Here is a 13354-nt window from a genome sequence, read left to right as displayed (position 1 = left end):
AATAAGAGGCACTAAAACGAACAATTATTTCGGATTTGTAACTATTATAGTGATTGATACGAACATAAATTATATGAAGACCATGAAAATAAAAAAGCCATAGCGCTAAGAATAAAACCCTTCTTCGCGCCATGACTGCTCATTGTCTTTTATCAAATCATTAGTAGTACAAAACAATTTATCTTAATGGTACTACCATAATTATTACAACGACTTACTTTAAAGTTGGTTTGTATAAAAAGTACCTGATACAAATTAGCCGGATTTATGTGTATGGATAGACATGAGTAGGCCAAATCCTGCCATCAAAGTCACGATAGCCGTACCACCATAACTAATAAATGGTAGTGGAACACCTACGACAGGCAAAATGCCGCCAACCATGCCGACATTGACGAATATATAAACAAAGAAAGACATGGCGATAGCGCCAGCCAACAATCTACTATAAACATCAGGATGAGTGAACGCGATATATAAGGCGCGTGATAAAAGGCAGAAATAAATGAACATCAGTAGCATCACACCGAGTAAACCAAACTCTTCGGAGAAGGCGGCAATAATAAAGTCAGTATGGCCTTCTGGCAGAAAATGTAGGTGTGATTGTGTGCCTTCTAGATAGCCTTTTCCAGTGAGGCCACCAGAACCAATGGCTGTCTTCGATTGAATGATGTTCCACCCAGCACCTTGTACGTCTGCTTCAGGATTAAGGAGTGTCAATACTCGCGTACGCTGATAGTCGTGGAGTAAAAAGTTCCAAGCAAATGCTATAAACGGTACAGCCAAAATTACAGCAGCAGAGATTAGACGCCATGAAAGACCTGCTAAGAAAAGCACAAATATGCCGCTAGCAGCGACCAGTAGTGATGTGCCAAGATCGGGCTCTTTGGCAATTAATAGCACCGGTACAATGATTAATGCCAAGGTAATAGCAATGCTAGATGCTGACGGTGGCAAATCACGCTTAGACAAAAACCAAGCACACATCATTGGCATGCCGAGCTTCATAAACTCTGAAGGCTGCACACTACCGAACCCAGGCAAATTGATCCAGCGCTGAGCACCCATACGGACTTCACCAATAATATCTACCAGCACTAATAATATAAGTCCTAAGACATAAAATATAGGCGTAAAAGTACGATAGAGACTAGGCGGTATTTGCGCCATAGTAAACATTACAGCGAATGCCACCCCATAACTGACCATTTGGCGAATGACCATACCAATATCTTGGCTTGCGGCGCTGTATAGAATCGTCAGACCAATACAACAAACCGTCAATAACAGTAAAGTTAACCATGGATCGATATGAATACGTTGCCATAGTGTTGGTGCATGACCTTGACCCAAATGATGGCTCTGACGTGAAAAACGATATTGCGGGTTAGAAGACATAGGCAGAATTTGGCTAACAATTGGTGTAGGAGGGAAGTACTAACTAAATTATCTCATTATAAATAATGATGAGAAGCGTACTAAAAAGTACCGACTTTAATAAAAATATGCGAGCAAGCGATGGCTATATAATTCACAAATAATAATAAAGTCACTCAATTATAAAAGTTGTAAGGATAAGTGTTAATTATCAATATTGGACTTCAAATTAGAAGCGATAGTTTAGCCTGCTTGTTGAAAATTTGATAGTATCGATAAAACGTTTTTAGCGGTAGTTTCTTGCAATGATAAAATCAAAAATCCATGCGTATAGGCAAATTTGCCAACCTATTATCACCCTTATCCTATGTGCTGGCAGTGTCAGTGCTCATGCCGTTATCATCAGTGATGATAGTGAACGCCGTATTCAAATACGTCAAAGTAGCAGTACAAGCAATAATAGTAATGCTTATATAACGCCCTCTACTAACAGCTCAAATCAGCGTCCTGGTGTCACCATGTTGAGTAGTGCGAATGCATCAAGTGGCGACAGTATGCAAAACTTGATTGTACAAAAACAGCGTGATTTCGAGATTGATGCTAGGTTGTCCATTGAAGAAAACAAACGTGTGAATGTAGTGAGGCGCGGTACTACTTATAGTACAGCAAACAACACCTATAATGGTGCTTATAACGATTCTATGAGTATGGACTTTAACGCGTGGTTAAATAGCAATAGCTATCGTGCCAGACAGGTAGCAGAGTATGAACGCTATCTCAGCGCACGAGTCGGGTCACAGAATGTACCGCCACTGTCGCAACTGCTGACGACTGCCCGTAGTTGGAGTAAATGCGGGTATGAGCCGTATCAATTGCCACCTCAAGAGCTATGGTCTAACATTGTACCAACATTGCGCCTTTATAGTGAGTTGAAAAACCAAGGTATTTTACCACTCAGCAGTGAGATACGTTCGGTATATCGTAACCCAGGTTTGAATGATTGTGCAGGCGGGGCAGACGGTAGTAAGCATATGAATGCAAGCGCTATCGATATCTGGGTGCCTGAGTATGAAGACAACCTATGGCGCTTGAGTACCATGCATGATGGCTTATGCCAGTTTTGGCAGTATCAAGGACAGCCTTATAACTTTGGCTTAGGGTTATATGCGACAGGGGCTATTCATTTAGATACGGATGGTTATCGCAAGTGGGGGTTTAATCACGCTAGTAGTTCTTCTTCTTGCCGTTATTAATTGACTTGTTAAGAGTCGAAAGTTCGAATGAATATAAAGTTAGACGAGATAACGCTAGATATATATTCATTTTTATATATACTATTCCGGTGTTTACTAAAAATAATAATTTTGTAATTATTTGGTAGGATTCATAGGATAGACGCATGAGTTCATTAAAAATTTGTTTGGTCTTTAAAAACTATGCTTTAATAATATGTGTTATCAATCGCCTTTATATTTTCATGGCTTATAAAGAAAACCACCAAATTTACTTTAAGCGAAAACTATGAAAAATCAGCGCTCGACAATGAAAAGCTATCATAAGTTAAATAACGAGAAGCAAAGTTTTTTGCACTCGAATTATAAGTATGGCGCTTTATTTACTTCTGCACTTATGTCGGTATTACTGATTAGTGCGTGTAGTACAGAGATGTCCTCTGAAAACAATATGATAGTGACGCATAAGTCTGATAGACATATACAAAGCTCTAAAGAGATAGAAGATAGTATCAAGAACTCTTATGCTCGTTTGGCCTCTAAGCGCTCTGATGTCTGTCCAAAATTAATTCAAGAAGAAACGGGTAATCAGGTTATCGAACGTATATCAGAGGTCATGGTAAATGACTACTGTGATTATTTTTTATATCCGCGAGAGGGTCAGCGCCTCAATGTTAAAGTAGATAACCGTCAAATAGAAGCGCTATTAATTGTGCCGACGCTACATAACTTTGCCAATGGTAATTATAAAGTGACGTCTTATGATAAGCATGTTATCCGTTTAAGCTATAACGGGGCTACCCATAAGCCAGAACATTTTGTCTATGATGTTGCGCTAAAAATTTCTGACGCCAAGCATTCCTAATGCCAAGCATTAAGAATGTTCTGCTTCTTATTAATGCATCATAGTAATTCAAATATTTAAATGGACATATTATAAGCAGTATTCTTTACCACTTATAATACGTTCACAAAATTAATGAGCCTTAACTTTTCTAAACTACTTTCCTAGCAACTTATTTCTTACTGGTTTTTTTTGCCGCTTTATTTTCTTTCCACGGATCTTCTTGCCCAACCGTAACTATTAAAAAGTTATCAGGCTTTAGCGTATCTCGCATGGTTTGATTGACCTCTGAAAGTGTGACTTGATCAATGCGATTGGTATAGTCAGCTAAGTAATTATTCGGTAATTGGTAAAAGTTCATCATTCCGAGTAAGCTATTAATACCAGCATTGCTCGCAAACCCCATCGGGAAGCTGTTTTTCAAATTATCTGTAGTTAAGCGCATCTCCTCATTGGTGATACCCTTGTCTAGCGTCTCATTGATAACCTCTAAGCTTGCATCAATAGCCGCACGCGCCTTGTCATTACGTGTCGAAAAACCAATCTGGTAGGGACCTCGAGAGAGCATCGGATTCATCGATCCCGAGATTCCATAAGTATAGCCGAGGTTCTGTCTTACCTCCGTCATTAGTCGCGCATTAAAGTCACTGCCTGCCATGACTTCGTTTCCAACAGCAAAGTTGGTCTGCTGCTGCTGTGCTATTGGGTCAGTTGCCCGTTTACTACCCAGCTGTCCCATGAGTACAGTGGTTTGAGTGCTTGGGAATGGAATATGAACGTGCTGCGCTTTGGTAAGCGGTTTTGGCTCAGGTAAGTCAGTGGCAGCTTGGCCAGTAGGCAATTTAGCAGTGATGTCTTCTGCCAGTTTTTTGGCTTGTGCTAATGTCAGGTTGCCGGTCATAGCAACAGATGCGTTTGCTGCCACTAGATATTTGTTTTTAAAGTCTATCAGTTGCTGTTTCTCAATCGTAGGAACGCTTTCTAGCGTACCGACTGATGGATGTGCGTAAGGGTGAGTACCGTACAAAGCATTATTGAAAGCGATACTTGCTAAGCTATTAGGATCTTGTTTCTGTTGCTGCAGGCCTACCAACAGTCTTGCTTTATTGCGTGCTAGAACTTCCTCGTTAAATGAAGGCTCACTTACCATCTGTGTCATTAAGTCAATGGCTGGCAGGAGATGCTTGTCATCAGATAAGCTACGCAGTGAAACGATAAACATATCCTTATAGGCGCTACTGCTTAGATTGATGCCCAACGTTTCCACTGCACGTGTAAATGCGTTTTCATCTAGACTTTTTGAGCCCTGTTCGAGCATCGTCGCTGTCATATTCGCAATACCAAAACCTTCTCTTTTGATACTACCATCACGCGCGCTACCAGCATTAAAACGCAAATCCACATCGACAATTGGCAAGGTGGTCGTTTGTACAAACATGACAGGTACGCCAGACTTGGTCTTAAACTGTTGAATGGTCGGTACAGTGACTTTTAAAGGTTTGTCATCGTCTAAGCTGGTCAGTTTAGATAAGGCAGCAATTGGCGCACTTGCATCGACTGCAGCAGGTGAGCGGTAATCTTCAGCAGTCGTTGTATCAGCCTGCGCAGTAGTAGCCAAGACGCTAAAAGCAAAAATTACGCTAGCACTGAGGTGGGATCGCTTTTTAGATGCGATAGTGCTGCTTATAGAGGATGAAGCAGTCTTAAAAGATTCTTGTCTTGCTTTAGAGTCGTATTTATTCTGAATCATGAGTTTCTTCTTATTAAGAATACGGTGTTATGGTCATTTCTATGAGACGTTTGATAATAGGCAGCGACTATTTCGCTGAGGTTTTATTGTCTTTAGGTGGCATGACATGCATCACCGTTAAGTTGTCTTTGACCAAATACTTTTTACTAGCAGCCTGAATGTCAGCCACACTGATACCATCGAGCTTAGTTGGCAGTTTAGCAAGCAGTCTGTCATCTAGGCCGATAGATTGTAACGAGCCAATCATACGCGCTTGTCCTTCCATGCTGTCTTGCGCATAAATCAACCCAGTAACCGTATTGGTCTTGGCGCGACTTATCTCATCATCGGCAATAGGATCGGTTTTCAGCTTTTCTATTTCTGAGGTTATGGCTTGTTGTGCTTGCTCTAAGCTGACGCCTTCACGAGGTGTTGCTTGAATCAAAAACAGGCCATCACCGCGATCTAGCAAGTCGTAAGAAGTACCAACTGTAGTAAGCAGACCTTGCTCACGTATCAGTCGACTCTCTAAGCGTGCAGATAAGCCGCCATCGAGCACATCTTGCGCAAGTGACAGGGCATAAGCTTGTTTTTCATTGTTTGAGCCTGCCGTGGCAAGGCTTGGCACGTTGTAACCCATCAGTAGAACGGGGACTTGTACGGCTTGCTCAGAGTCTACCTTTTGATAACCACGGAAGCCTTTTTGAGTCACAGAGGTACGTTTGGGTAGGTTGCTTTTTTCTAAATCACCGAAGTAACGTTTGACTTGAGTAAGTACTTCTTGTGGTTGCACGTCACCGACGATGACTAACGTTGCATTATTTGGTGCATACCATGTCTTATACCAGTCTTTTAAATCTGAAAGTTTAATCGATTCTAGCTCGTTCATAGGCCCAATAACAGATTCGCCTTTTGGGCTGTCAGGCAAAGCTAGCAGACGAAATGACTCATACGCTTTGGCAAGCGGATTGTCATCAGTACGTTGGCGGCGCTCTTCCATGACCACTTGATGCTCTTTGGCAAATTCTTTGTCATCGAATATAAGGTTTTTCATGCGATCTGCTTCAAGCTCTAACGCTAATGGCATACGATTGGCAGGGAATAGCTCATAGTATCCCGTATAGTCATAGCTGGTAAAGGCATTGTTGACGCCGCCAAACTTAGCAATTAGCCGCTCATAATCATCACTAGAGACATTGGTCGTGCCCTTAAACATCATGTGCTCGAGCAAGTGAGAGATACCGCCTTTATCAAGAGGCTCATCTGCCGAGCCCACTCGGTACCAGATTTGTGTCATGGCGACTGGGGCACGGTGGTCTTCTTTTATGACGACTTTTAGACCATTTTTTAACTGATATTCATGTCGACCTGACATGTCCATTGTCAACTCAGACGACTGTGTGTCTTTGCTCGTTTTATTTTCATCTGATATGTTTTGAGCCAAGCTATCTGTTGTGATTGAGCTTGTCGCGGTTGCAGAATTAGTAGGTATCGTATTGGTTTGACATGCAGCAAGTGACGCTGCTACTGCTAAGGCACAAGCCATGCGTAATGGCGCAGCTGCTAGAGGTAAAGACAATGGCATGGTATGGTCTACTTATATAAAATAATAATAGAAGAATTAAATGCTAATCATAGTAATAAATGGCATTACAAAGAGGTCTGAGCACCAACCATAACACTAGCAGTTGGTCTAAACTCTTGCGTCGTGGTGCAACCGGTCACCAATATAGTTGTCGTTAATAAAACCGCCACACTGATGCTGCTGATTTTTTTGTAGTGCTTAGAGAATAATGACATAACGGATTCCTAATAAGTATTTATCGAATAAGTCTTGGTAGAGTAGGGGAAGTCCGACAAGTAACAGGTCAGAATTTTGTGTCCAAACCTTAAGCAAAACTTTCTCAAATCATCGAGTGATTTTTTAAACAGATAAATTTTGACGATAGTCTAATAGGGTAAGGGCTGAGCATGACTTGAATTATGCTAAAATAGGTCAAAATTAAGCGTCATGTCGCTCGTAGCCAGATGACAACCTATAAATCCATTAACAATAAACAAATAATTGATCGTGATAACTTTTAGGGCAAACTTATGAACAACCCAAACAATAGCAACCGCGTAGTCATTAACCTTGATGCTGGTCTTGACGACTTAGATGACGATGATATTACCTTACCCAGTCTACCGGTGCAATCTGTGCCTATTATTGATGAAACAGAGAGTATTGCTTCACAAAAGGACAGTACGGTAAACCAAGACGTCTCTAGCAATGACGCTGCAGACAATATTGCTTTAGCGACACCAATTGTCATGACAGAAGAGCATAACGTCCCTAAGGGTAATTCTGAAAGCTTTTCAAGCGCTACAGAGACAGCCGCTACAAGTCAAACTAATACTGCGTCAACCATTCCTGCTATGCCGTTGCAAAAGCAATTGGGTGATACGCCAAGTGTAAACCCGGTAGCTGACAGCGACACACAGGCAGCTACTAGCAAAGAGCCTGCTACAGAGTCACAAGAGACAAAAGAGAATAAGAAAAAGGGCAGCTGGTTCAACCGTATGAAAACGGGGCTCAGTAAATCACGCAAAAACTTAGCCGAAGGCATGGTCAGTATCTTAATCGGTGGTAAAGAGATTGATGACGAGCTATTAGAAGAAGTCGAAGATCAGCTATTGGTAGCCGATATTGGCGTCAACGCGACGAACCGTATCATCAAGAGCCTCACCGAGCAAACAGATCGTGGTGACTTGATTTATGCACATTCTCTATATAAAGCATTGCAAAGTGAATTGGTTGATATCCTAACGCCAAAAGTTGAGCCATTGGTGATTGATACTAGCAAAAAGCCGTTTGTTATATTGGTAGTAGGTGTCAATGGCGTAGGGAAAACCACAACGATTGGTAAGCTTGCCAAGCGTCTACAAGGTGAAGGCAAATCAGTCATGTTGGCAGCGGGTGATACGTTCCGTGCGGCAGCTACTGAGCAGCTACAGATTTGGGGCGAGCGCAATCATATTCCAGTGGTAGCGCAAGGTCATGGTTCTGACAGCGCTTCTGTTATTTTTGATGCGATGCAGTCAGCCAAAGCGAAAAATATCGATGTGCTTATCGCCGATACTGCTGGACGTCTGCAAAACAAGACACATTTGATGGCAGAGTTAGAGAAAGTCGTACGTGTCATGCGTAAAGCGGATCCAAGTGCCCCGCATGAAGGTATGATTGTGCTGGATGCTGGCACGGGTCAAAATGCTATCAACCAAGTCGAACTGTTTAACAAGGTTGTGCCGCTGACAGGTATTACTATTACCAAACTAGATGGTACTGCTAAAGGTGGCGTGGTATTTAATATTGCCGAAACGACAGATGTGCCTATCCGCTATATTGGTGTGGGTGAGTCGATTGACGACTTGCGTTCTTTTAGTCCGAAGCAGTTTGTCGCCGCCTTATTCGAGACCGACGATAAAGAATAAGAGAGCCAGTTTTAATTGGTAAATTATTTTTAAAAGAATAGGGAAGTAGACGCTATGATAGTTACCACAGCAGCCTTTGGGTCACATCGATTAACACTAATTACTCGTGTCAATGTGCATGGTCAGCCTATGCTCGTTGAAGCCAACTGGCTGCTGGCAGGTAACTCATGGCATAGCTCAAAATCTGTACCTAAACTTAAAAAGCACTATGGTCTGACAGATGAAGACTTTACCTTTATAGATAAAAATAGCCTAAGCATGAATGAACCTGCGCAAGCATTATTAATAGAAACGATCTTTCAACTCAAAGACTATGCTGATGGCAAACGCAAGACGTTAGATTTGCCTTTAGATTTCTCTATGGGTACTGAGTTTCAGCAAAGAGTATGGCAGGCACTGCAAGGTATTGAGTATGGCGAAACCATCAGCTATGCCACACTCGCGCAGCGTGTCAACAGTCCAAAAGGATTCCGTGCGGTTGCGCAGGCCAATGGCAAAAATCCTTTTAGCATTATCGTGCCTTGTCATCGAGTGATTGCAAGCGACGGCAAGCTTGGTGGTTATACAGGCGGGCTAGATAAAAAAGAGTATTTACTAGCACTAGAAGGAAGTTGGACGTAAAATTAAATCTATCTGAATAAAAAAGGGCCAAATACTTTTAGTATCTGGCCCTTTTTACTGAACAATTAATACGCTTATGCTTCAAGCTGAGCCATGACTTCAGCAGAGAAGTTCACGTTAGTATAAACTTCTTGCACATCATCAGCATCTTCTAGCATATCAATCATCTTTATGATTTTTTCAGCATCATCGACATTGTCGATCTCAGCCGTGGTAGATGGTGACATAGTGACCTCGGCGTTGTCAGAAACAAGACCAGCCGCATTAAGGGCATCTTGGACTTGACCGAAACTTTCCCATTCTGTGATAACGAGTAAGCTTTCGCCATCATTTTCAATATCAACGGCGCCCGCATCTAGTGCAACGAGCATGACTTCATCTTCTAAGCTGACATCGTTAAAAGTGATCTCGCCACGTTTAGTGAATAGATACGCCACTGAGCCTGATGTGCCAAGATTACCATCATTCTTGGTAAAAGCATGACGTACTTCGCTGACCGTACGGTTAAGGTTATCCGTCATGGTTTCGACCAATACAGCCACACCACCAACACCATAACCCTCGTAACTGACTTCTTCCATATTCTCATTATCGCCGCCACCTGTACCACGGTCGACAGCACGATTAATCGTGTCGCGCGTCATATTGACGGATAGAGCTTTTTCGATAACGGCACGTAAGCGTGGGTTTTTGTCAGGATCGGGATCGCCTTGTTTGGCAGCTGAAACGATTTCACGAATAATCTTGGTAAATATCTTACCCCTTACTGCATCCTGACGGGCTTTACGGTGTTTAATATTTGCCCATTTTGAATGGCCTGCCATATAACATCCTTAAGTTCTACGTACTATTTTTATGGGTAAAAAGAGTGATCAACAACAACCTTCGGTATCTGATTGCCTGATTTTATACTATCATTACTTTGTCTATTTGAGGTAGTAGCGCTACTGGCACGTTAACGATTTGTATGTTGTTGAGAGTGCTTTTTTGCTACACTGTGGCAACTTATAGATTGTATTCACTGTGATAGGTGAGCGATATTATAAACCAGTTTTAGCTATTTTGACCAACTTGCCCTTATCCATCACATTTTAAGTCATTGCGTGCTATCAAGCCATTGATTTTATAAAGTACTGATTCTATGAAGCAACCAACCGCCGAAGCTCTTACACACTTGCGTAACCGTACGCATATCATTATTGAAGGCACAGATACTCGTCTGGGTAAGCTCTTTGATATTGTCTTGCTGATTGCAATTTTAGCCAGTGTGGCCGTCGTCATGCTTGATAGTGTGCTATATATGCGTTTGCAGTATGGCACGTTGTTCTTTTATGCAGAGTGGTTTTTTACTATTTTGTTTACTATTGAGTATGCGTTAAGGCTGTTTTCAGCACCCAACCGCTTACGCTATGCTTTTAGTTTCTTTGGAATAGTAGACTTACTGTCTGTATTGCCAAGTTATTTGAGCCTAATGTTTGTGGGTGTACAGTATCTACTCGTGATACGGGTATTACGTATTTTACGCGTGTTCCGCGTTCTTAAGCTCAAGGCCTATATGCAACAGGCTGGGTTTTTGGCGTCTGCATTAAAAACCAGTCAGCAGAAAATTACAGTTTTCTTCCTATCGCTTGTATTGTTAGTAACTATCTTTGGTTCGATTATTTATGTGGTAGAAGGGCCGGAGAATGGATTTACCAGTATTCCACTGTCTATCTACTGGGCAGTTGTCACGATGACTACGGTTGGCTACGGTGATATGTCACCCAAGACACCGCTTGGGCAAGCAATTGCAACCATGGTCATGATCACAGGTTACTCGATTATTGCGGTACCAACAGGTATTTTCACATCAGAGCTAGCACGTAACATGCGTCCACAGTTGAACCCGGTGACTTGTCCAAACTGTGGTAAATTCGGCCATGCAGTAGGGGCAGACTTTTGCGATCGTTGTGGACACGCGCTACATATCTAAAAATAGATTTAATCGTGGTAGTCAACATACCTACTACGCATCGATGTATTCATCAACCAGTGGTGACAGGTCGATCTCGACGCCTAGATTGACCAGATTCCAGTATTGTCCTGATACAGTACGGTCTAGCATCATAGTGGTAGCTGAGGGTTGAAACTGACCAAAGTACTTTAAAGACGTACGCATCTGGGCAATGGCCTCGTGATGTACTTGGCTGCTGCCAAAATCAAATTCGCCTTCTTGATAGGGTCTAATGGATAAAGGCTTTAGACCAATCGATAGCCACTTTTCATAAAACTCACCAGGGATGTTTTTGTCATCTTCGCGGCGAATATCTAATGCAATCAGATCTTGTTCAAGTGCAGTGACGTCACCTCTTAGTGCATGTTTGACAAAGCGTTTAAATAGCTGCACTTCGCTATCACTATAACTGCGGATACCCCCAAAATCATATGCCACGACACTGCCGTCATGACGGAACGCGAAGTTACCTGGATGAGGGTCGCAGTGCATACGGTACAACCCAAACAGCTGGCCTGCGGTAAAGTGAAATAGGCGCTCTGCTATTTTTTGTTTGACATCATTGTTCCACGTCGCGGCGACAGTTAATGTCTCTCCCATCTCTTCGGTCAGCGTTAAAATCCGTCTAGAAGAGTGGCTACTAATCACTTTGGGAATAATAAGGCCTTCATCTTCTGCATGAAAAGCGCCGAATACGCGTAAGTTATGAGCTTCTTTGACATAGTCCAATTCATCATGCAGGCTCTGGCGAATCTCATTAAAAAGCTGCTCTTGTAGTTGCTTACTCATATTGAGCACGCCAGCGATTTTTAATGCCATACGTACTTGTTTGAGATCGCTATCACAGTTTTCATCGACATCAGGATACTGGACTTTGACTACCACTTTTTGACCCGATGGCAACGTTGCTTTGTGCACTTGTCCAATGGATGCTGCGGCAAATGGGGTCTCTTCAAACTCGCTAAACAATTCTAAGATAGGCGCTTTTAGCTCGCGTTCAACTTGGGCTTGTATCTGCGCATACGGCATTGGCGGTGCATCTTTCTGTAGCTTTTCAAGTGCTGACGCAACCTCAGGCGGGAACACATCTTTATATTGTGAAGCAATCTGCCCGACCTTCATCACTGCGCCTTTCATCTCACCCAATGTCTCAGCAATTTGAACGCCGACGTCTTGCATCAGATCTGAGCGAGCTTGCAGACGTTTTTCTTCGTCACTTGAGAGATGCTTAAATGAGTTTTTAGCGGCTTTGCCAGCAATACTTGCTGTCATGCCAGCGAGTTTCATAAAGCGTTTTCTGGACGATTTTGCCATTCATGTCACCGTATAATGGGTTATTTGCTCAGTCGTAATTCTATTATTTTAATTGCAAGATTACTGTTTGACTAATGTGTGAAGACGCGAGTAACTTTTTATTAAAAATTAAGCGCAGTCATATCATTTATTTGTGTCAACTGCATACATATTGCTCAACCAGTAATCAAGCGCCATTTGATAGCCCAATTGTCCCAAGCCGCAAATGACTCCGACCGCAACATCACTTAGATATGAATGATGACGGAAAGGCTCACGGGCATGAACATTGGATAAATGTACTTCTATAAATGGCTTTTGGGTGGCCAATAGCGCGTCGCGTAGAGCCACTGAAGTATGCGTAAATGCAGCTGGATTGATGATGATAGCATCGACTTGCGCAGATTTATCCGCCAATAATCCATGATACTGAATATCATCTACTAGCTTACCCTCATGGTTGGACTGTATACATATTAACTCTACACCGTGGTGAGCCGCGCGCTCGACTAATTGCTTTACTATATCAGCAAGTGTCGTATGACCATAAATGTGCGGTTCTCGCTTGCCTAGTAAATTCAGATTTACCCCATTTACCAGTAGTAATTTATGAGTCAATATTTGATTTGAATTTTCGTTAGTCGATTGTTCGGCTTTTTTTGATGGAGTAGAGGAGGTCATAATGGTCTCGGTAACTATTGAGCGGTGTTAATAATTTATTATAATATAAGAATAATCTAAGGTGCGCGGCGTTAATCTAAAATGGCTTCAACGCATTTTGCTCTTTATCA

General features: G+C 42.2%; 12 protein-coding genes. 5 read left to right on the top strand and 7 right to left on the bottom strand.

Going from position 1 to position 13354, the window contains the following annotated elements; all coding sequences use genetic code 11:
- Positions 1 to 255 precede the first annotated feature (255 nt).
- Positions 256 to 1398 (bottom strand): rod shape-determining protein RodA, encoded by a 1143-nt coding sequence (rodA, locus tag ACQKCP_RS04215; protein WP_057760433.1) that lies wholly within the window; start codon positions 1396 to 1398, stop codon positions 256 to 258.
- A gap of 284 nt (positions 1399 to 1682) precedes the next feature.
- On the opposite strand from rodA, the gene ACQKCP_RS04210 reads away from it, so the two are divergent.
- Positions 1683 to 2630 carry a D-Ala-D-Ala carboxypeptidase family metallohydrolase gene (locus tag ACQKCP_RS04210; protein ID WP_427611400.1) on the top strand — a complete coding sequence of 316 codons (948 nt, stop codon included), beginning with the start codon at positions 1683 to 1685 and terminating at the stop codon, positions 2628 to 2630.
- Between the two features lie 268 nt (positions 2631 to 2898).
- Entirely contained in the window at positions 2899 to 3474 is a 576-nt protein-coding gene (locus tag ACQKCP_RS04205; protein ID WP_427611399.1) for a hypothetical protein, read from the top strand.
- 151 nt (positions 3475 to 3625) lie between these two features.
- Here ACQKCP_RS04205 and ACQKCP_RS04200 read toward each other — a convergent pair whose 3' ends face one another.
- From ACQKCP_RS04200 to ACQKCP_RS04190, 3 genes are all read right to left on the bottom strand, one after another.
- Positions 3626 to 5203 (bottom strand): M16 family metallopeptidase, encoded by a 1578-nt coding sequence (locus ACQKCP_RS04200; protein ID WP_427611398.1) that lies wholly within the window; start codon positions 5201 to 5203, stop codon positions 3626 to 3628.
- Between the two features lie 67 nt (positions 5204 to 5270).
- Positions 5271 to 6767: a M16 family metallopeptidase gene (locus tag ACQKCP_RS04195; protein ID WP_427611397.1), complete on the bottom strand. Its 1497-nt coding sequence runs from the start codon at positions 6765 to 6767 to the stop codon at positions 5271 to 5273.
- Positions 6768 to 6832: 65 nt separating this feature from the next.
- A complete protein-coding gene (locus ACQKCP_RS04190) occupies positions 6833 to 6982 on the bottom strand; it encodes a hypothetical protein (protein ID WP_156410696.1) in 150 nt (49 codons plus the stop codon).
- 762 nt (positions 6983 to 7744) lie between these two features.
- Here ACQKCP_RS04190 and ftsY point away from each other — a divergent pair.
- Together ftsY and ACQKCP_RS04180 are read left to right on the top strand one after the other, a co-directional pair.
- Positions 7745 to 8656 (top strand): signal recognition particle-docking protein FtsY, encoded by a 912-nt coding sequence (gene ftsY, locus ACQKCP_RS04185; protein ID WP_227526712.1) that lies wholly within the window; start codon positions 7745 to 7747, stop codon positions 8654 to 8656.
- Between the two features lie 54 nt (positions 8657 to 8710).
- Positions 8711 to 9277 carry a methylated-DNA--[protein]-cysteine S-methyltransferase gene (locus tag ACQKCP_RS04180; RefSeq protein ID WP_427611396.1) on the top strand — a complete coding sequence of 189 codons (567 nt, stop codon included), beginning with the start codon at positions 8711 to 8713 and terminating at the stop codon, positions 9275 to 9277.
- Positions 9278 to 9351: 74 nt separating this feature from the next.
- Here ACQKCP_RS04180 and ACQKCP_RS04175 read toward each other — a convergent pair whose 3' ends face one another.
- Positions 9352 to 10101, bottom strand: a complete 750-nt coding sequence (locus ACQKCP_RS04175; RefSeq protein WP_057760423.1) for a YebC/PmpR family DNA-binding transcriptional regulator — start codon at positions 10099 to 10101, stop codon at positions 9352 to 9354.
- Between the two features lie 317 nt (positions 10102 to 10418).
- Between ACQKCP_RS04175 and ACQKCP_RS04170 the strand changes: the two genes are divergently transcribed.
- Entirely contained in the window at positions 10419 to 11249 is an 831-nt protein-coding gene (locus ACQKCP_RS04170) for an ion transporter (RefSeq protein WP_057760421.1), read from the top strand.
- 33 nt (positions 11250 to 11282) lie between these two features.
- Here the strand turns inward: ACQKCP_RS04170 and ACQKCP_RS04165 are convergent, their stop codons facing one another.
- On the bottom strand, positions 11283 to 12584 hold the full coding sequence (locus ACQKCP_RS04165) for an ABC1 kinase family protein (protein ID WP_427611395.1): 1302 nt from the start codon (positions 12582 to 12584) through the stop codon (positions 11283 to 11285).
- 123 nt (positions 12585 to 12707) lie between these two features.
- Positions 12708 to 13244, bottom strand: a complete 537-nt coding sequence (gene aroQ / locus ACQKCP_RS04160) for a type II 3-dehydroquinate dehydratase (protein WP_427611394.1) — start codon at positions 13242 to 13244, stop codon at positions 12708 to 12710.
- Positions 13245 to 13354 lie beyond the last annotated feature (110 nt).

This window comes from Psychrobacter sp. NPDC078631, from assembly GCF_050268165.1.
Lineage (GTDB): Bacteria > Pseudomonadota > Gammaproteobacteria > Pseudomonadales > Moraxellaceae > Psychrobacter.
The sequence above is the reverse complement of the archived record's forward strand: the minus strand, read 5'-3'. Positions and strand labels throughout refer to the sequence as shown.

Bases quoted from the DNA above. Each gene is read 5' to 3' on its own strand.
- rodA (WP_057760433.1), bottom strand. From the start codon at position 1,398: ATGTCTTCTAACCCGCAATATCGTTTTTCACGTCAGAGCCATCATTTG.
- ACQKCP_RS04210 (WP_427611400.1), top strand. From the start codon at position 1,683: ATGATAAAATCAAAAATCCATGCGTATAGGCAAATTTGCCAACCTATT.
- ACQKCP_RS04205 (WP_427611399.1), top strand. From the start codon at position 2,899: ATGAAAAATCAGCGCTCGACAATGAAAAGCTATCATAAGTTAAATAAC.
- ACQKCP_RS04200 (WP_427611398.1), bottom strand. From the start codon at position 5,203: ATGATTCAGAATAAATACGACTCTAAAGCAAGACAAGAATCTTTTAAG.
- ACQKCP_RS04195 (WP_427611397.1), bottom strand. From the start codon at position 6,767: ATGCCATTGTCTTTACCTCTAGCAGCTGCGCCATTACGCATGGCTTGT.
- ACQKCP_RS04190 (WP_156410696.1), bottom strand. From the start codon at position 6,982: ATGTCATTATTCTCTAAGCACTACAAAAAAATCAGCAGCATCAGTGTG.
- ftsY (WP_227526712.1), top strand. From the start codon at position 7,745: ATGAAAACGGGGCTCAGTAAATCACGCAAAAACTTAGCCGAAGGCATG.
- ACQKCP_RS04180 (WP_427611396.1), top strand. From the start codon at position 8,711: ATGATAGTTACCACAGCAGCCTTTGGGTCACATCGATTAACACTAATT.
- ACQKCP_RS04175 (WP_057760423.1), bottom strand. From the start codon at position 10,101: ATGGCAGGCCATTCAAAATGGGCAAATATTAAACACCGTAAAGCCCGT.
- ACQKCP_RS04170 (WP_057760421.1), top strand. From the start codon at position 10,419: ATGAAGCAACCAACCGCCGAAGCTCTTACACACTTGCGTAACCGTACG.
- ACQKCP_RS04165 (WP_427611395.1), bottom strand. From the start codon at position 12,584: ATGGCAAAATCGTCCAGAAAACGCTTTATGAAACTCGCTGGCATGACA.
- aroQ (WP_427611394.1), bottom strand. From the start codon at position 13,244: ATGACCTCCTCTACTCCATCAAAAAAAGCCGAACAATCGACTAACGAA.